Origin of the sequence: Pseudomonas sp. IPO3749, from assembly GCF_013386605.1 — a bacterium.
GTDB classification, from domain to species: domain Bacteria; phylum Pseudomonadota; class Gammaproteobacteria; order Pseudomonadales; family Pseudomonadaceae; genus Aquipseudomonas; species Aquipseudomonas azotoformans_A.
Genome location: NZ_JACARN010000008.1, coordinates 193,455 through 210,240 on the forward strand (window position 1 = coordinate 193,455; position 16,786 = coordinate 210,240).

The window sequence follows — 16,786 nt, forward strand, 5'->3', positions numbered from 1 at the left end:
AATATTTTAAAAACAAGAAACAAAAACCGGTCCATGACGCACCCTGACGCGCCCCGAACTTGTTACAAGGCTTTACGGGGACTCTGACGACGGCGTCGAGACTGAAGGCGTATTCATGACAGATACTCCCGCGCACCCAGGCTTGATCTCCCTGCAAGGCATCGGCAAACGCTATCAGCTGGCCGGGCAGCACCTGTCCATTCTCAATGATGTGTGCCTGTCCATCGCCCGTGGTGACAGTTGCGGCATCCTCGGGGCCTCCGGCTCCGGCAAAAGTACCCTGCTCAATATCCTCGGCCTGCTGGACCTGCCCAACTGCGGCCAGTACCACTTCGCCGGCCACGATATCTTCAACGCCACGCCCGATGAACTGGCGGCGATCCGCAACCAGCAGATCGGTTTTGTGTTCCAGAGCTTCAACCTGTTGCCACGCCTCAGCGCCCTGGACAATGTCGCCCTGCCCCTGAGTTATCGCGGCGTGTCGCGCCATGAATCGGTGGAACAAGCCCTGCGTATGCTTGAACAGGTCGGCCTGGCCGACCGCGCTCACCATCGCCCCGCCGACCTGTCCGGCGGCCAGCGCCAACGCGTCGCCATTGCCCGGGCGTTGGTGGGCAAGCCCTCGGTGATCCTGGCCGACGAACCCACCGGCAACCTCGACAGCACCACCGCCCAGGACATCATGGACCTGCTGCTGGCGCTGAACCGCGAGCAACAGGTCACCCTGATCATCGTCACCCACGACCCCCACATCGCCGAGCGCCTGGACCGCAAGATCCTGGTGCGCAATGGCGTGGTGCACGAGGCCGGGCGCCCATGACGCAGCGGGTAAGGAGCAGCCTGTGGGTCGAACAAAGCCTCAGCCAACTGCTGCATGAAGCCTTCGTTAGCTTGCGCACCCTGGGCAAGCGCTCGATCCTGGCCCTGCTGGGTATCGTGATCGGCAGCTCGTCGGTGGTGGCATTGATCAATATCGGCAATAACGCAGCGGTAGATGCCGCGATGATTTTCAAGGACATGGGCACCGACACCCTGATCGCGCAGTTCCCCCCCAAGGGCTCCAGCACGGTGCCGATGCCCGCGCGCCTTGACCTCGACGCCGTACGCCAGACAGTGCCAGGCATCGACCATATCGGCGCCCTCACGTTGTTCAGCGGGCCCGTGGTGTTTCATGGTCGTACCGTCAACGCCAACTTCGTCGGCAGCACGCCGGACATCAAGGACGCGATGCGCCTGGCGGTGCAGCAGGGGCGCTTCCTCTCGGGCTTTGATGCCAATGAAACCTACGGCGTGATCGGTGACCAAGTGGCCCAGTCACTGAGTGCGCCGGGCGATCCCCTGCAATTGGGCGATCGCGTGCGCATCAACGATTACCTGTTCCTGATCGTCGGCATCCTGCGCAACCAGCCACGAGCGATGCTGATGCCGGTGCAAGCCAACGATTCGCTGTTCATTCCCGCCGAAGGCATGCGCCGCATCTATGCAACCCCGCAGATTGGCAACGTGATCATCCGCGCCGCGCCCGGCCAGGACATGGAACGTATCGCCCAGGACGCGGCCGCCGCGTTGAGACCCCGACTTCCCGACCACGATGTGGACATCCAGGTGCCCCAGCAAATGATCGACGGCATGACCCGGCAAAGCCGCACCTTCGCTTACCTGCTGCTGGCCCTGGGCGCGATCTCGCTGGTGGGCGGTGGCGTGGGGGTGATGAACGTGATGCTGATGAACGTCTCGGAGCGCCGCCGCGAGATCGGCATCCGCATGGCCCTGGGTGCGCGCCAGCGGGATATCCGCAACCTGTTCCTGCTCGAAGCCGTGACCCTCACTGCCGTCGGCGCGCTTTGCGGCGCGGTACTGGGCATGACTGCCGCCTGGCTGTATGCCTGGCTGTCGGGCTGGGAGTTTGCCTTGGCGGTCGCCGCCTTGCCGCTGGGGGTGGGCAGTACTTTGCTGGTGGGGTTGTTCTTCGGCATTTACCCGGCGGTCTCGGCCTCACGCTTGCAGCCGGTGGAGGCCCTGCGCGATGAATAAATGGCTCTGGCTGCTCGCATTCGCCAGCCTGCCCGGCATGGCCGCCGACGTGGTGATCAAGCCATCGGCACCCAGTACCACCCGCAGCGGCTATGACCGCAGCGTCTCGTTGAATGCCCAGGTCACCACCCTGACCCTGGGCGATGCGGTGTACCTGGGCCTGCGCAACAACCCGGCGATCCGCAGCGCCTACCTGCAACGGGTGGCGCAGAAGTTCGACCTGCGCGTGGCCGAAGATGTGTTCAACCCCAAGCTCACCCTCAACAGTTATTACCGCACCAACCGTGGCTCCGCCGACAACACACGCAATGCCAACCTCGCGCCGGCCACCAGCCTGCTCAGCGAATACGGCACGCGCCTGAGCATGGCCTGGACTCAACAACTGAACACCGCCGACCGCGCCGGCCGTTACCGCAGCGACGGCCTGGACCTGGCAATTATCCAGCCGCTGCTGCGCGGCGCCGGCTGGGACGCCACCACGGCGCCGCTGCGTCTGTCGCGCCTGTCGGAACAGGCCAACCGCCTGAACCTCAAGGCCACCGTGGCGCAGACCATCAGCCAGATCATCGCCACCTACCGCGAACTGCTGCGCGCCCAGGAGCAACTGAGCATCGTGCAGGACGCCCTCAAGCGCTCCGGCACCTTGCTGGAAGTGAACAAGGCGCTGATCAATGCCGGGCGTATGGCGGAGTTCGAAATCGTGCAGACCGAAGCCGATATCGCCACCCAGCAACTGGGCGTGGAAGAAGCGCAGAACCAGCTGGACACCAGCCGCCTGGCCCTGCTGCGTCTGCTGGCGCTGGACCTGTCGACGCCAATTCGCGCCACCGAGGCCCTGGAGGCCCAGCCCGTGCAGATCGACAAGCGCCAGGCCTTCAACCTCGCGCAGACCCAGCAGCCGGAATACCTTGCCGCGTTACTCGGCAGCCAACAGGCCGACCTCAACCTGGTGATCGCCAAGGATTCCGGGCGCTGGCAGGTGGACCTGGTGGCCGGTGCCAACCAGATACGGGCCAACACCGACAACGACGCCGGTCGTTCCAATAACCGAACCTGGGATAGCTACGCTGGGGTGCAGGTGCAAATCCCCATCGGCGATATCAGCACACGCCAGGCTGAAGTACGTGCGCGGGTGAATGTGGAGGATCAGGAGATCCGTATCACCGATGCGCGCCAGGAGCTGGAGCGCAGCGTCAACAATGTGGTGCGCGACCTCGGCACCCGCTGGCGACAATATGAAATCTCCCAGCGCGCCGTCGAGCTGTCGCGGCGCAAGATCGACATCGAACGGGAAAAACTCAGCGCCGGACGCTCCACCAACTTCCAGGTGCTGAGTTTCGAGACCGACCTGCGCAACGCCGAAAACGCAAGGCTCAATGCGCTGATCGCTTATTTGAACGCCCAGACCCAGCTCGACTTGACCCTGGGCATGACGCTGGAAAGTTGGGAAATCGCCCTCAATGACTACTAATCAGAAACGCCTGCTGGGTGCTGTAATTATCCTGTTGCTGGGCGGCGTGGGCCTGGCCTTGCGCAGCCCGGCCTCCGATCCGGCCGGCAGCGGCGAACAGTGGCAAGCCGTCCAGCCCGACGCGCTAGTGCACCAGATCGGCCTGGTGGGCAAGATCGAGCCCGACACCACCATCACCCTCACCGCACCATTCGACGGCAACGTGCAAGCCAACCTGGTGGAGCAAGGCCAGCGGGTCGAGGCCGGCCAGGTGCTGCTGCGCATGGACCCGGCCACCCTGGAAGTGCAACTGCGCGACGCCCTCTCCGCCCAACTCAAGGCCCGGCGTACCGTGCAGGAAATGCAGGACTGGGACAACGGCCCCACCGTCAGCCGTGCGCGCCGCAGCTTGCGCACCGCCGAAATGACCGCCGGCAATACCCAGCGCAAACTCACCGAGAGCGAAAACCTGTTTCAGCGCGGCATCATCCCGCGTAACGAACTGGACGACCTCAGGCAACAGACCCAACAGCAACAGCTGGACCTCGCCTCCGCCCGCAGCGAACTGCAACAGGCCGTCAATCAGGGCAAGGGCGAGTACCGCCAGATCGCCGACATGGAACTGACCAACGCCACGGTGAGATACGACGCCTTGCACAAACTGCTTGAAGGCAAAGAAGTCAAGGCGCCGTTCTCCGGCATCGTGGTGCCGCCGCCGGGCAATAATTCGACTCAGGCTGGCGGCAGCAACACGGCTCCAGTGCAGGCCGGCAGCAAGGTCAGCCAGGGTCAGGTGCTGTTTGGCCTGGCGAACATCGAACGGCTTAAAATCGTCGCCAAGGTCTCGGAACTCGACATCAACCAATTGCATCAAGGCCAGGCCGTGGAAGTGCTGGGCGATGGGTTTGACGGCGAGCGGCTGAGCGGCTCGGTGAGCGTGGTGAGCGGCTTGGCGATTGCCAATGACAGCCAGGGCAGTGCGCAGTTTCCAGTGACCTTGTCGATCCCCAAGCTTACGTCGCAGCAGTTGCAACGGGTGCGACTGGGCATGAGTGCGCGCTTGACCATCGTGACCTACAACAACGCGCAGGCGATGGTGATTCCAAGCCAGGCGATTGGGCCGGATATGACGGTGGAATACCGCGAGGCGATGGATAAGCCGGTGGAGCGGGTGAAGGTGACGACCGGGCAATCGACGGCGCAGGGGGTTGAGGTGTTTGGGCTGAAACCGGGACTTGTGAAAACCTCAAGATAAATGAAGATTCAAATGTGTGAGCGGGCTTGCTGTGGCGAGGGAGCTTGCTCCCGTTGACTGCGCAGCAGTCTCCGGCTTTTTAGGGGCGCTACGCACCCCAGCGCAAGCAAGCTTGCTAGCCACAGCAAGCCCGCTCCCACATTCAGATTTGTGTCAGCTTTGCGGCCAAGGCCTTCGCTTGCAGCGCCACATCCGTCACCGCTGTGCTTTCCCACCACATCCCCCGCAACGGCGGTCCCATGGCGAACAACCGAGGGCTGACCTGCCCCAGGGCATCCACCACTGCCCCCGAAACATCCGCCGCAATCCCCAACGCCAACGGCCCAGGCTGGATCAGCCCACGCTTGAGCAATTGCCGGGGCAACGGCCGGGCCACACGGCGCCAGTCGTATTCGATACCGCTGGAGTTGATCAGCGCCGCGCCGCAAACCTGCTGCAACGCCTGCTCACCCCGGTAGCGCACACCAATGGTCACGCCCTCGACCGAAGGCTCCAGGCCTTTGAACGACGCCGCTCGAATCCGCAACCGCCCCTCATCATGTAAGCGTGCCACCAACTGCGCACTCAACGGCGGCGAACGGTGGTGATGGCTTTCCCACCACGGCCGCACATGGCGCACGAACTGGCGTTTTTCGCGCTCACTGGCCTGGCTCCACAGCCGGCCGATATGCGCACGCACCGTGTCCAGCGGCGCCTGCCAATCGATGCCCTGTGCTTGCGCCAGAGCGCATTGCCGACGCACCTCGCGCAGCAATTGCCGAGGGCTGCGCAGGCGCTGATCTTCGCCAAGGAAATCCACCCAGCTCGGCGGCTGCCGACGCACATGGGGCAACAGGCCGTGGCGCGAGAAAACCTCGATGGGCCCACGATGCCCGGCCTGTTCCAGGGACACCACCGCATCAACCATGGTCAGCCCGGAACCGATGATCAGCACCGGCGCCTGCGGGTCAATCGCGGTCATGGCTTGCACATCCCAGGGATCCACCGCCGCTGCGTTCAACCCGCTGGACTCGGTCTGCGGTGTGCGCGCCGCCGGGAACATGCCGGTGGCCAATACCGCAACACCGCCGCGCAATTGCTGGCCGTCATCCAGGGTGAGCAGTGCTGAACCTTGGTCGACCTGCAGGTCGACCCCTTCAGCACGTACATGCTCGACGCTGGAGGCAGACTGCGCCTTCGCCTCGGCCAAGCGTTGCTGGGCATACAAACCGAAAATCCCGCGCGGCGGGAACAATTCGCTGATCGGCACAGGCTGCTGACGCGACTCCGGCCAGCCGCCCGCACCGATGTACTCGGTGAGCCATCGAGTCAGATCGTCGGCATTGTCCGGGTCGACACTCATGCGCGCCGCATTGCCGTTCAGGGTGTGGCCCAGTTCGACAGCGCTATAGGCCTCGCCCCGGCCGAGTTCGGCACGCGGCTCGATCACCAGGATCCGGCGCCGACCCGGCAGGCGCAGCAGTTGCACGGCCAGCATCGTGCCGCTCAGGCCGCCGCCGATGATCAGTACATCAGCGTTGCGGATGGATTCAGTCATGCAGAGTCGCCCTTACTGTTTGCCCAGGTAAATGTCATGCAAGTCACCCCGCGCCAACAACTCAGCGGCGCGGCCACTCAAGGCCACGCGGCCAGTATCCAATACGTAGCCGTGGGACGCATAGCTCAGTGCGACATTGATGTTCTGCTCGGCGATCAGGAAGCTCACCTGCTGCTCACGGTTGAGTTGCGCGATGATCTCGAAAATCTCCTGCACGATCATAGGCGCCAAACCCATGGACGGCTCGTCGAGCAGTACCAAAGTAGGACGGGTCATCAACGCCCGGCCGATGGCGACCATCTGTTGCTCGCCGCCCGAGGTGAGCCCGGCGCGGGTGTGGCGCTTGGTCTTGAGCCTTGGGAACCAGGCGTAGAGGCGCTCCAGGTCCTGTTCCATGTCCTTGCGGCTCAAACGCCGCACGAAGCCGTCGCTGCGCAGGTTGTCTTCGACCGTGAGTTGGCCGAACACATGACGACCTTCCAGCACGTGGACCATACCCTGGCGCACGCGCTGGCTGGGATCGACACCGGCCAGATCCAGGCCCGCGTATTCGATCACGCCCCGGCTGACCTCGGCCCGCTCGGCGCGTACCAACCCCGAGATCGCCTTGAGCGTGGTGCTCTTGCCGGCGCCATTGGCACCGAGCAAGGCGACGATGGCGCCCTTGGGCACGCTCAGCGACACCCCGGCCACCGCGAGGATCGCGCCGTCGTAGATCACTTCGATGTCGTTGACCGTCAACAGTGACGGGCTGGCGGATTCAGCGGCGGGCTGGCTCATGCTTTATTCATCCCCGGTGCAGGTGCGCGGTGTCAGGCCTTTTTCCTTGGCGAAGGCGGCGGATTTTTCATCGATCAAGGGACGCAGCAGCGCGCGGTCGGCGGCGATCCACTCGCTGATCAGCGTCCAGTTGGCGCCGTCCCACTGCTGCACCCGCGCCGAGCCGCCACCTTCGTGGTCACGGCACGACAGCTTGAGGTTCTGCATCAGGCCCAGGTAGCCCATGTCCTTCAAGCGGGCGTCGTCAATGTTCAGGTGTTCCAGGCCCCAGCGACCCTCTTCGCCATTCAGCGGACGCTTGCCGAACTTGGCCTGGCCGGTGCGGATCGCTTCCACCGCCACGGCGGCGTTCACCAGGCCGGAGTTGTAGTAGACGCTGCCGAAGTTTTTCAGGTCCTTGAGGTCGCTGTGGCCCTTGTCGAGGATGGATTGCTTGAGGCGCTTGTGGATCTCGAAGTCGGCACCCGCCGGGTACGGCGTGAGCGCCAGGTAGCCCTTGGCGGCGGCACCTGCGGGTAACACGTCTTCGCTGGAACTGGCCCAGATGTCGCCGATGATATGGTCCACCGGGAAGCCGAAGCGCGCGGCGGTCTTCACCGCGACCGGGGTCGATACGCCCCAGGTGCGCAGGAACACCCAGTCCGGGTTGGCTTGGCGCACCTGGCGCCATTGCGCGGACTGTTCGTTGCCGGGATCGGCCACTGGGATCTGGATGTTTTCAAAGCCGTACTTTTCCGCCAGCAATTTCAACGGGCCGAGGGTTTCGCGACCATAGGCCGAGTCGTGGTAGACCGTGGCGATCTTCTTGCCCTTGAGCTTATCGAAACCACCTTCGCGCTGGGCGATGTAGTTCACCAGGGTCGAGGCCTCACTGTAGAAGGTCAGCATCACCGGGAAGTTGTAGGGGAACACGGTGCCGTCGGTGGCTTCGGTGCGGCCGTAGCCGAGGGTGATCAGCGGGATCTTGTCCACTTCCGCGCGCTCGCTCAGGGCATACGCCGCCGGTGCGCCGTTGGGCTGGTACACCGCGACCGGCGCGCCATCCAGGCCATTCTTGAAGCGCTCGTAGCACTCGATGCCCTTCTCCGCCGTCCATTCGGTCTCGCATTCCTGCCACACCAATTTAACGCCATTGATGCCGCCTTCGACCTCGTTGATATAACGCAAGTAGTCGATCATCCCGGCCCACACCTGCACGCCGCTGGAGGCATAGGCGCCGACGCGGTAGGTGGCCAGGGGAATGAATTGCTGGTCCGGCGAGGCCATCGCCTGGGGAACAGCACCAGCCAGGGCGGCCAGCGCAAACGCAGCGCCGGCCAGGGAACGTTTCAAGGATGCACGCATGGGAATTCTCTTGAGGGAATGTTAGAAACGCAGCGGCCACTGCCGCACATGGTCACGCAGGTTGTGCAACAGGCGAATCAAGCCCTCGGGTTCCTTGATCAGGAACACGATGATCAACACGCCAAAGATGATTTTCTGCAGGTTCTGCAACTGCCCCGCATCCACCGAACCGCCAAACAGCGCCTGCCCTGCGTGGCTGAGGAAAATCGGCAACAAACTGATGAAAGCCGCGCCGACAAAGTTGCCGGCGATGCTGCCCATGCCACCGATAATGATGATGAACAGGATCTGGAATGAACGATTGATATCGAAGCTGCTGGCGCTGGCCGTGCCCAGGTAGGCAAAGGCCCACAGCGCGCCGGCGATGCCGAGGTAAAACGAGCTGACTGCAAACGCCAGGCGCTTGTAGCGCACCACTGGGATGCCGACCACGGCGGCGGCGGTGTCCATGTCGCGGATCGCCATCCAGTTGCGCCCGACCTGGCTGCGCACCAGGTTGATCGCGGTCCAGGTCAGCAGCAGCACCGTGACCAACGTCAGCAGGTAACGGCCCAGCGGCGTGTTGAGGTCGTGGCCGAACAGCGCAAGCTTCGGCGCGGAAATGGTCCCGGACGAGCCGTAGTTGTAGAACCAGGGGAATTTGACGAACAGCCACTCCAGGAAAAACTGCGCGGCCAGGGTGGTGACCATCAGGTAGAAGCCCTTGATCCGCGAGCTGGGCAGGCCGAACAACAGGCCAACCAACGCGCTGATAATCCCGCCGCCGAGCAGCGCCACCGGCAAGCCCAGTTCCGGCAGGCGCAGCAAAAAACCGTAGGTGGCGAACGCGCCGACGGCCATGAAGCCGGCAGCGCCCACCGAGGTTTGCCCGGTATAGCCGGTGAGCAGGTTCAAGCCCAACCCAGCCAATGACAGCACTAAAAAAGGAATCAGGATCGCATTGAGCCAATAGTCATTGCCCCACAGCGGCACCACGACAAAGGCCAGCGCCAACAGGCCAATCAGGCCCCAGGAAATGCGCCGCTGGATCAGCAGCAACGGCGCGGTGTGTTGAGCAGCAGGGATCGACATGGTTTCAGACTCGCTCGATGGCGCGCTCGCCAAACAGGCCGGCGGGACGGATATACAGGAAGGCCAGGGCCAGTACGTAGGCGAACCACGGCGTGATGCCGCCGCCGATCAAGGGGCCGATGTACACCTCGGCCAGGTTCTCCGCCGCGCCGACGATCAACCCGCCGACAATCGCCCCGCCAATCGAGGTAAAACCGCCGATGATCAACACCGGCAAGGCCTTGAGCACCACCAGCGACAACGAAAACTGCACCCCTTGGCGCGCGCCCCACAGCAGCCCGGCCACCAGCCCGACAATCCCGGCTACCGCCCAGACGATCTGCCAGATACGGTTGAGGTTGATGCCGATGGACAGCGCCGCTGTGGTGTCATCCGCTACCGCGCGCAGCGACACGCCGATGCGGGTCTTGTTGAACAGCAACGCCAGCACGGTCACCAGCACCACCGCAGCGGCCGCGGCGATCAGGTCGAATTGGCTGAGCATCAGCGGGCCGATGAACAGCGGCACGTCGTCGATGCCCAGGTCGAGGGCGCGCACTTGCGAGCCCATCAAACCCTGGGCCAGGCCTTCGATAATGAACGACAGGCCCAAGGTGGCCATGAACAGGGTGATCTGCGAACGGTTTACCAGCGGCCGCAACACCAGGCGCTCGATGAGTAAGGCGCCGATGATCATCACGATCACGGTCAAGAGCAGCGCCACGGCAAACGGCACGCCTTGATCATGCAGGCTGACAAAGGTCAGCGCGGCAAACAGCAGCATCGAGCCCTGGGCAAAATTGAACACACCGCTGGCTTTGTAGATCAGCACGAAACCGATGGCGACCAGCGAATACATGGTGCCGGCGAGCAGACCGCCGAGCAGGGTTTCAAAGAAAAACGTCATCAGTGCACCACTCCCAGGTAGGCCGCGATCACCTCGGGATTGGCCTGCACTTCGGCGGGCGTGCCGTCGCCGACCTTGCGCCCGTAATCGAGCACCACCACGTGGTCGGACAGCCCCATGACCACGCCCATGTCGTGTTCGATCAACACCACGGTGGTGCCAAGGTCGCGGTTCACGTCGGCGACGAAGCGCGCCATTTCCTGTTTTTCCTCGGCGTTCATGCCCGCCATGGGTTCGTCGAGCAGCAACAGGCTGGGCCCGGCGATCAAGGCGCGGCCTAGCTCAACGCGCTTTTGCAGGCCGTAAGAGAGGTTGCCCACCAGCACATCACGTTGAGCTTGCAACTCAAGAAATTCGAGAATGCCCTGGGCGCGCAGGCGGAACGCTTCGGCTTCTCGGCGTGCGCGGGGTAAGCCCAGGGCTTGTTCAATAAAGCTGCTGCGCAGGTGCCGCGACAGGCCGGTAAGGATGTTGTCGAGCACGCTCATCTTCTTGAACAGCGCGTTGTTCTGGAAGGTGCGACCAATGCCCCGGCGCGCGGCGCCCAACGGGTCAATGCGGTGGAAGTGCTGGTCTTCGAAGACGATCTCGCCGGCATCGAAGCGATACACGCCATTGAGTACGTTGAGCAACGAACTTTTGCCTGCACCGTTAGGGCCGATCAGCGCGCAGATCTCGCCGCGCGCCACCTCGAAGGACAAGGCATTGATCGCCTTGACCCCCTTGAACGACAGCGAGATATCCCGCACCTGGAGAATGGCTTGGCTCATGCGATGTCCCGTTTGAATTCCGCCAGCCACACCGGCGAAGGGGTGGATTTGAGGGGTTGCCAGATATAGGCCAGGCGCTGGAAGCCGAGCAGCTTGCGCACACGGTTTTTCAACAGGCGGCGCAGGCCGCTTTGCGGGTGGGTGATGGCCCAGTCGCACAGGCGTCGGCGCCAGGTGCCATGGGGTGCCAGGCGGCTTTCGATTTCGTCGGCCAGGTGCTGCAAACGTGCGGGCGATAACAGCAGGCCGGTGGGCGCCACTTCACTGCGATCACGCCGGGCTGAGGCTGGGCTTTCCGGGAAGGCCAGGCCATGGCCGCTGTTCAGCCATTGCTCCAGCACGACCGCCAGGCCGCCCTGCCAGTGCGTGCCCTCTTCGCTCCACAATGCGGTTTCGCCGCTGGGTTGCCACCAGCGGGCGAGGTGTTGAGCCGGGTCAACCGGACCCAGCAATTGGGCGAAGTCCAGCAGGTTGGCCGATTGCCAATGCCGCACTTGCTGGCGGTCCTGGGTGTAAGAGTGGGTGGGACGGATGCGCCACAGCTGTTGTTGCAACGCGTCGACCACAAGGTCGTCAGCCAGGGTCAGGACTTGCCCGCCGATGGAATGAGCCGCCAGTGCCAACAGCAACAGGTTCGGCTCGAACGCCCCGCTGAGGGCCAAGCGCGATTGCGCGTCAAAGCCCTGCTGGCGCAAGCCATCGGCCAGGCGTTCCACATCCCGCAAGGTGTCGATCCAGCGCCACGCATGCCACTGACCCTGGCGTTTGTGGCGCAAGGCGGTGTGCAGCGGCGTGATCTGTGCCCAGTGGTGCAGTTGTTCCAATGCCTTGGGCAGGTTGCCGAGCAGTTCGGCGGGCCATTCCGGGGCCAGCGGACGTTTGAGTTCGTGCACGCTCATAGGGAGGTTCTCCTATTCAGGTTGTGTGCGTGCGGTGGTCCGCTGGCGGGGTGATCAGTTAGATTGCGTTGGCCTTGAGGTCGCGGTAACCGGCGCCGGGGTGATTGGCGCCCAACCGCGCACCGTCACCCAACAACTTCTCGCGCAGCGTTCCCTGGGCATATTCGGTCTTGTACACCCCGCGCTTCTGCAACTCCGGCACCAGCAGGTCCACGGCGTCGATGAAGGTTTCGTGGGTCAGCGCATAGGCCAGGTTGAAGCCGTCTACATCGGTTTCCTCGACCCACTCCTGCAACAGGTCCGCCACGGTTTCCGGGCCGCCGACAAACAGCGGGCCAAAGCCGCCGATGCCGACCCAATCGGCCAGCTCGTTGGGCGTCCAGACCTTGTTCGGGTCGGCAGTGGAGAAGGCTTCCACCGCCGATTGGATAGCGTTGGTGTGCACATGCTTGAGGGGTTCGTCGGGTTTGAATTGGCTGAAGTCGATGCCGGTCCAGCCGGAGATCAACGCCATCGCGCCTTCATAGCTGACGTAGGATTTGTACTCGTCGAACTTGGCCTTGGCCTTGGCATCGGTCTCACCGACGATCACGGTCTGCAGGTTGAAGATCAGGATTTTCTTCGGATCACGCCCCGCCTCGGCGGCACGCCGGCGGATGTCGGCGACGGTCTTTTTCAGCAGCACCTTGGACGGTGCGGCGACGAACACACACTCGGCCTGCTCGGCGGCGAACTGTTTACCTCGGCTGGACGCGCCGGCCTGGTACAGCACCGGCGTACGTTGCGGCGAGGGTTCACACAGGTGAATACCGGGCACCTGGAAGTGTTTGCCGACATGGCGGATCTCATGGATCTTGCTCGGGTCACTGAAAATCCGGCGCTCGCGGTCACGCAACACGGCGCCCTCCTCCCAGCTGCCTTCCCAGAGTTTGTAGCAAACCTCTAGGTATTCCTCGGCGTAGTCGTAGCGCGCATCGTGTTCGGTCTGGGCTTTCTGGCCGAGGTTCTTGGCGCCACTTTCCAGGTAGGAGGTGACGATATTCCAGCCGATGCGGCCCTTGGTCAGGTGGTCCAGGGTGGAGAGACGGCGGGCGAACGGGTAGGGATGCTCAAAGGACAACGAAGCGGTGAGGCCAAAACCCAGATGCTCGGTGACCAAGGCCATCGGCGCGATCAGCGACAACGGATCATTGACCGGCACCTGCGCCGCCTGGCGAATCGCCGCGTCGCCGTTGCCGTTGTACACGTCATAAATGCCCAGCACGTCGGCGATAAACAGGCCGTCGAACTTGCCGCGTTCAAGGATCTTGGCGAGGTCGGTCCAATACTCCAGGTCCTTGTACTGCCACGAACGGTCACGCGGGTGCGCCCACAGGCCGGGCGATTGGTGGCCGACACAGTTCATGTCGAAGGCATTCAAGCGTATTTCACGGGACATCAAAGCACTCCGTTGAGGTGGTAGTTGCCGACAACCTGGTATTTCCAGCGCAGCGGGTCGTCAAGGGTCGACGGCAGTGCGGTGCGTTGGCCGGTCAGTTCGAATTCGGCGTTGCTCGCGGCAATCAAGGCTTCGGCGGCGGCGATCTGCGCTTCGGTGGCGGCCACCGGGCTTGGGTGGGTTTCAGCGCGTTCCAGCAAGGCGGCGGCCACGTCAACGCGGATCTGCAGATCGCCGAAGCGGCTGATCACATAGGGGTCCTCGCTTGTCTCGACATGGCGGCGGGTGCTGTCCAACAGTTGGCGCGCAAGGCTCAGTGCGGTCATGGTTAATCCTCAGTTCCAGGCGTGCCGCGCGGGCTTCACGCCGTTGAGCACGAAATTGCCGATCAGGTGGTACTTCCAGCGCGCCGGGTCGTGCAGGGTGTGGGTGCGTGCGTTGCGCCAGAAGCGGTCGAGGTTGTGTTTGCCGGTGACCGACCGGGTGCCAGCCAGTTCGAAGAGCTTGCTGCTGGCGAGCAAGGCGGTTTCGGCCGACAGCACTTTGGCCTGGGCAACCACCAAGGAGGCCTGGGCCACGCTGTCTTCACTTGGCTCGGCGAGGGCACGGTCCACCGCCAGGCCGGCCTTGGCGAGGATGGCTTCGGTGCCGTGCACGCGCCACTCCAGGTCGCCGATGGCGGCGATGGTGAACGGGTCCTGCCAGCCGTGATCCTGCTGGCTGTCGATCCAGGGCCGCGCCTGGCGTGCATAGATCTTGGCCTGTTCAAGGGCGCCCAGGGCGATGCCGGTATCGACGGCTGCCTGGATGATCTGTGAAATCGGGCCGTTGGCGGTGGGTTGGTCGAAGGCCTGGTGGGCGGGGATCACCGCGCTGAGAGGCACGGTTACGCCGTCAAGGGTCACGCCGCCGCTGGCGGTGGTGCGCTGGCCGAAGCCGTCCCAGCTGTCGATCACACTCAGGCCTTGGGCATCGCGCTCGATAAAGGCGATGAAAGCCTGGTCCTTTTCGTTGTTGCCGACGGTGGGCACTATATGGGCGAACAACGCGCCGGTGCAGTAGAACTTCTCGCCGTTGATTTGCGCGGTGTCGCCGTGGAAACGGATCTGCGTGTCGAAGGTGCCGGCGTTCTTGCTCTTGGCTTCGGAGAAGGCATTGCCGAAGCGATAGCCGGCGAGGACCTTGCCGAAGTAGTAGCGCTTTTGTTCCTCGGTCGCGGTTTGCAACAGGATGTCCACCACGCCCAGGTGGTTCTGCGGGATCTGCCCGAGGGACGGATCAGCAGCAGAGATCAACTTGATGACCTCGGCCACGGTCACATACGACACCTCGGCACCGCCGTAAACCTTGGGAATGGTGATGCCCCACAAGCCGCTCGCGGAAAATTCGTCGAGTTCGGCAATGGGCAGGCGACGCTCACGGTCGCGCTCGCTGGCGTCGACCGCGAACCGTGCAGCCAGGCGCGTGGCGACCTCGATGGCTTCCGCGTCCGAGCGGATGATATGGGCAGGGTGTTGAGGGTGGGCTGACATGGGCCGACTCCAGGCTCCGAGGGGATACTGGAGTGATTGCAGGAGTCGTGCCTGAATGTAATCGCCAATAAAATCAGCGATTTGCTGGTCATTCAGCGCAACATGGCGCGTTTCAAAGCAGCAAAGTGTCCATCCACTGTTGCCGGGCGAACAGTTAGATCACCACGTTGCGCACAAACCGCACAGGCACATCGCCGTCATTGCGATAGCCATGCACGTGGCGGCTGGCGAACATGTAAAACTCGCCGGCGGCGACGTGTTTTTCTTCCTCGCCCACCAGCAGGGTGAGGCAGCCTTCGAACACGAACAGTTGCACGCTCCAGCCTTCCGGGTCGGGATCGGGGCTGTAGCGGTCACCCGGCTCCAATTGCATCTCCCACAACTCGACTTCACGCCGCGCCGTGGCCTTGGCCAGCAACACCGCCTTGCTGCCGGGGATTTCACCGGCCCAGGCCAGCTCATTGATGCGGCTGTGGTCGGGGGCATCCGGCGCCTGGATCAGGTCGCTGAAGGCCACGTCCAACGCTTCGGCCACACGGTCGAGGGTGGACAGGCTGACGTTCTTCTCCCCCGCCTCGATGGCCACCAACATGCGCCGGCTGACCCCGGATTTTTCCGAAAGCGCGGTCTGGCTCAGGTCGGCGGCATGGCGCAGGCGACGCACGTTCTGGCTGACGTGCTGCAGGACCGAGGCCCGGTGTGGATTTTCTTTGTGCACTATATTGCTCAATGGGTGGGTGTGCGCAGTATACTGCCCAGCGTGCGGCGCATTGTGCGGTCCGTGCCCTTCCCTTGCAAGACCGAGCCGCCATGACCACCGCGAACGCCTCCCCTCGTTTCAACCGTTTCAGCAAAGCCGAATGCATCCTGGTGGTGATCACCATGATCTGGGGCGGCACCTTTTTGCTGGTGCAACACGCGATGACCGTCAGCGGGCCGATGTTTTTCGTCGGGCTACGGTTTGCGGCGGCGGCGATTGTGGTCGGTTTCTTTTCCTTGCGCACGTTGCGTGACCTGACGCTGTTCGAGTTGAAGGCCGGCGTGTTTATCGGCGTGGCGATCATGTTTGGCTACGGGCTGCAAACCATTGGCTTGCAGACGATCCTGAGCAGCCAATCGGCGTTTATCACGGCGTTGTATGTACCGTTCGTGCCGTTGCTGCAATGGCTGGTGTTGGGACGCCGTCCAGGCTTGATGCCGAGCATTGGCATCATGCTGGCGTTTACCGGCTTGATGCTGCTGACCGGGCCGGCGGGCGCTTCGCTGAATTTCAGCCCCGGTGAAATCGCCACGTTGATCGGCGCCGTCGCGATTGCCGCTGAAATCATCCTGATCAGCGCCTTTGCCGGGCAGGTGGATGTGCGCCGGGTGACCGTGGTGCAACTGGCCACGGCGTCGTTGCTGTCGTTCCTGATGGTGGTGCCGATGGGCGAGGCCTTGCCGGGGTTCTCGTGGCTGCTGCTGTTCAGTGCGGTGGGCCTGGGCTTGACCAGTGCGGTGATCCAGGTCGCCATGAACTGGGCGCAGCAAAGCGTTTCGCCCACCCGAGCCACGTTGATTTATGCTGGTGAGCCGGTGTGGGCAGGCGTGGTGGGACGGATCGCCGGGGAGCGCTTCCCGCCGATTGCGATGCTGGGCGCGGCGTTGATTGTGGCGGCGGTGATTGTCAGTGAAATGAAGACCAAGGCACAAAAGGCGCTTGCAGTGGACAATGAGCTGGAGCAGGAACATCAGGGCTAAGCGGGGCATTGAAACAATGCCAAATGGGAGTTTTCGGCCTACCTTGTAGG

Annotated in this window: 16 protein-coding genes; 5 read left to right on the forward strand and 11 right to left on the reverse strand. The window is 63.2% G+C overall.

Features of this window, described 5'->3' with window-relative positions:
- Window positions 1-115: 115 nt before the first annotated feature.
- From HX812_RS03170 to HX812_RS03185, 4 genes are read left to right on the forward strand one after another with little or no spacing between them, the layout of a single operon-like run.
- Entirely contained in the window at window positions 116-820 is a 705-nt protein-coding gene (locus tag HX812_RS03170) for an ABC transporter ATP-binding protein (RefSeq protein WP_038846064.1), read from the forward strand.
- The gene (locus tag HX812_RS03175) at window positions 817-2,034 is read left to right on the forward strand and encodes an ABC transporter permease (RefSeq protein ID WP_038846061.1); all 1,218 of its coding nucleotides are present in this window, start codon (window positions 817-819) and stop codon (window positions 2,032-2,034) included. Before HX812_RS03170 ends, HX812_RS03175 begins: the two co-directional genes overlap by 4 nt.
- Entirely contained in the window at window positions 2,027-3,505 is a 1,479-nt protein-coding gene (locus HX812_RS03180) for a TolC family protein (RefSeq protein ID WP_038846057.1), read from the forward strand. Before HX812_RS03175 ends, HX812_RS03180 begins: the two co-directional genes overlap by 8 nt.
- The gene (locus HX812_RS03185) at window positions 3,495-4,739 is read left to right on the forward strand and encodes an efflux RND transporter periplasmic adaptor subunit (protein WP_038846054.1); all 1,245 of its coding nucleotides are present in this window, start codon (window positions 3,495-3,497) and stop codon (window positions 4,737-4,739) included. Before HX812_RS03180 ends, HX812_RS03185 begins: the two co-directional genes overlap by 11 nt.
- Window positions 4,740-4,881: 142 nt before the next feature.
- Here HX812_RS03185 and HX812_RS03190 read toward each other — a convergent pair whose 3' ends face one another.
- The 11 genes from HX812_RS03190 to HX812_RS03240 all read right to left on the reverse strand — a co-directional run bounded on the left by HX812_RS03190 (window position 4,882) and on the right by HX812_RS03240 (window position 15,714).
- Window positions 4,882-6,276 carry an FAD/NAD(P)-binding protein gene (locus HX812_RS03190; protein WP_038846053.1) on the reverse strand — a complete coding sequence of 465 codons (1,395 nt, stop codon included), beginning with the start codon at window positions 6,274-6,276 and terminating at the stop codon, window positions 4,882-4,884.
- A gap of 12 nt (window positions 6,277-6,288) precedes the next feature.
- Complete coding sequence (locus HX812_RS03195; RefSeq protein ID WP_038846051.1) at window positions 6,289-7,056, reverse strand: ABC transporter ATP-binding protein; 768 nt, start codon at window positions 7,054-7,056, stop codon at window positions 6,289-6,291.
- 3 nt (window positions 7,057-7,059) lie between these two features.
- Window positions 7,060-8,400, reverse strand: a complete 1,341-nt coding sequence (locus tag HX812_RS03200; RefSeq protein ID WP_038846048.1) for an ABC transporter substrate-binding protein — start codon at window positions 8,398-8,400, stop codon at window positions 7,060-7,062.
- Window positions 8,401-8,421: 21 nt separating this feature from the next.
- Window positions 8,422-9,471 (reverse strand): branched-chain amino acid ABC transporter permease, encoded by a 1,050-nt coding sequence (locus tag HX812_RS03205; RefSeq protein ID WP_038846047.1) that lies wholly within the window; start codon window positions 9,469-9,471, stop codon window positions 8,422-8,424.
- Window positions 9,472-9,475: 4 nt separating this feature from the next.
- Window positions 9,476-10,357 carry a branched-chain amino acid ABC transporter permease gene (locus tag HX812_RS03210; protein WP_038846046.1) on the reverse strand — a complete coding sequence of 294 codons (882 nt, stop codon included), beginning with the start codon at window positions 10,355-10,357 and terminating at the stop codon, window positions 9,476-9,478.
- A complete protein-coding gene (locus HX812_RS03215) occupies window positions 10,357-11,127 on the reverse strand; it encodes an ABC transporter ATP-binding protein (protein WP_033901330.1) in 771 nt (256 codons plus the stop codon). The genes HX812_RS03210 and HX812_RS03215 overlap by 1 nt, the downstream gene beginning before the upstream one ends.
- Window positions 11,124-12,026, reverse strand: coding sequence for an AMP-binding protein (locus HX812_RS03220; RefSeq protein WP_038846044.1), 903 nt, complete (start codon window positions 12,024-12,026; stop codon window positions 11,124-11,126). The genes HX812_RS03215 and HX812_RS03220 overlap by 4 nt, the downstream gene beginning before the upstream one ends.
- 58 nt (window positions 12,027-12,084) lie before the next feature.
- Complete coding sequence (locus HX812_RS03225; protein ID WP_038846042.1) at window positions 12,085-13,464, reverse strand: LLM class flavin-dependent oxidoreductase; 1,380 nt, start codon at window positions 13,462-13,464, stop codon at window positions 12,085-12,087.
- A complete protein-coding gene (locus tag HX812_RS03230) occupies window positions 13,464-13,790 on the reverse strand; it encodes an acyl-CoA dehydrogenase (RefSeq protein WP_038846041.1) in 327 nt (108 codons plus the stop codon). The genes HX812_RS03225 and HX812_RS03230 overlap by 1 nt, the downstream gene beginning before the upstream one ends.
- 9 nt (window positions 13,791-13,799) lie before the next feature.
- Window positions 13,800-14,996, reverse strand: coding sequence for an SfnB family sulfur acquisition oxidoreductase (locus tag HX812_RS03235; RefSeq protein ID WP_038846039.1), 1,197 nt, complete (start codon window positions 14,994-14,996; stop codon window positions 13,800-13,802).
- 154 nt (window positions 14,997-15,150) lie between these two features.
- Complete coding sequence (locus tag HX812_RS03240; RefSeq protein WP_038846038.1) at window positions 15,151-15,714, reverse strand: helix-turn-helix domain-containing protein; 564 nt, start codon at window positions 15,712-15,714, stop codon at window positions 15,151-15,153.
- Window positions 15,715-15,806: 92 nt separating this feature from the next.
- Here HX812_RS03240 and HX812_RS03245 point away from each other — a divergent pair, with 92 nt between their 5' ends.
- Window positions 15,807-16,736 carry a DMT family transporter gene (locus HX812_RS03245; RefSeq protein WP_038846035.1) on the forward strand — a complete coding sequence of 310 codons (930 nt, stop codon included), beginning with the start codon at window positions 15,807-15,809 and terminating at the stop codon, window positions 16,734-16,736.
- Window positions 16,737-16,786 lie beyond the last annotated feature (50 nt).

Coding starts and splice junctions, on each gene's coding strand:
- HX812_RS03185 (WP_038846054.1), top strand. CDS start 3,495: ATGACTACTAATCAGAAACGCCTGCTGGGTGCTGTAATTATCCTGTTG.
- HX812_RS03220 (WP_038846044.1), bottom strand. CDS start 12,026: ATGAGCGTGCACGAACTCAAACGTCCGCTGGCCCCGGAATGGCCCGCC.
- HX812_RS03225 (WP_038846042.1), bottom strand. CDS start 13,464: ATGTCCCGTGAAATACGCTTGAATGCCTTCGACATGAACTGTGTCGGC.
- HX812_RS03200 (WP_038846048.1), bottom strand. CDS start 8,400: ATGCGTGCATCCTTGAAACGTTCCCTGGCCGGCGCTGCGTTTGCGCTG.
- HX812_RS03245 (WP_038846035.1), top strand. CDS start 15,807: ATGACCACCGCGAACGCCTCCCCTCGTTTCAACCGTTTCAGCAAAGCC.
- HX812_RS03190 (WP_038846053.1), bottom strand. CDS start 6,276: ATGACTGAATCCATCCGCAACGCTGATGTACTGATCATCGGCGGCGGC.
- HX812_RS03175 (WP_038846061.1), top strand. CDS start 817: ATGACGCAGCGGGTAAGGAGCAGCCTGTGGGTCGAACAAAGCCTCAGC.
- HX812_RS03230 (WP_038846041.1), bottom strand. CDS start 13,790: ATGACCGCACTGAGCCTTGCGCGCCAACTGTTGGACAGCACCCGCCGC.
- HX812_RS03235 (WP_038846039.1), bottom strand. CDS start 14,996: ATGTCAGCCCACCCTCAACACCCTGCCCATATCATCCGCTCGGACGCG.
- HX812_RS03210 (WP_038846046.1), bottom strand. CDS start 10,357: ATGACGTTTTTCTTTGAAACCCTGCTCGGCGGTCTGCTCGCCGGCACC.
- HX812_RS03205 (WP_038846047.1), bottom strand. CDS start 9,471: ATGTCGATCCCTGCTGCTCAACACACCGCGCCGTTGCTGCTGATCCAG.
- HX812_RS03215 (WP_033901330.1), bottom strand. CDS start 11,127: ATGAGCCAAGCCATTCTCCAGGTGCGGGATATCTCGCTGTCGTTCAAG.
- HX812_RS03170 (WP_038846064.1), top strand. CDS start 116: ATGACAGATACTCCCGCGCACCCAGGCTTGATCTCCCTGCAAGGCATC.
- HX812_RS03180 (WP_038846057.1), top strand. CDS start 2,027: ATGAATAAATGGCTCTGGCTGCTCGCATTCGCCAGCCTGCCCGGCATG.
- HX812_RS03195 (WP_038846051.1), bottom strand. CDS start 7,056: ATGAGCCAGCCCGCCGCTGAATCCGCCAGCCCGTCACTGTTGACGGTC.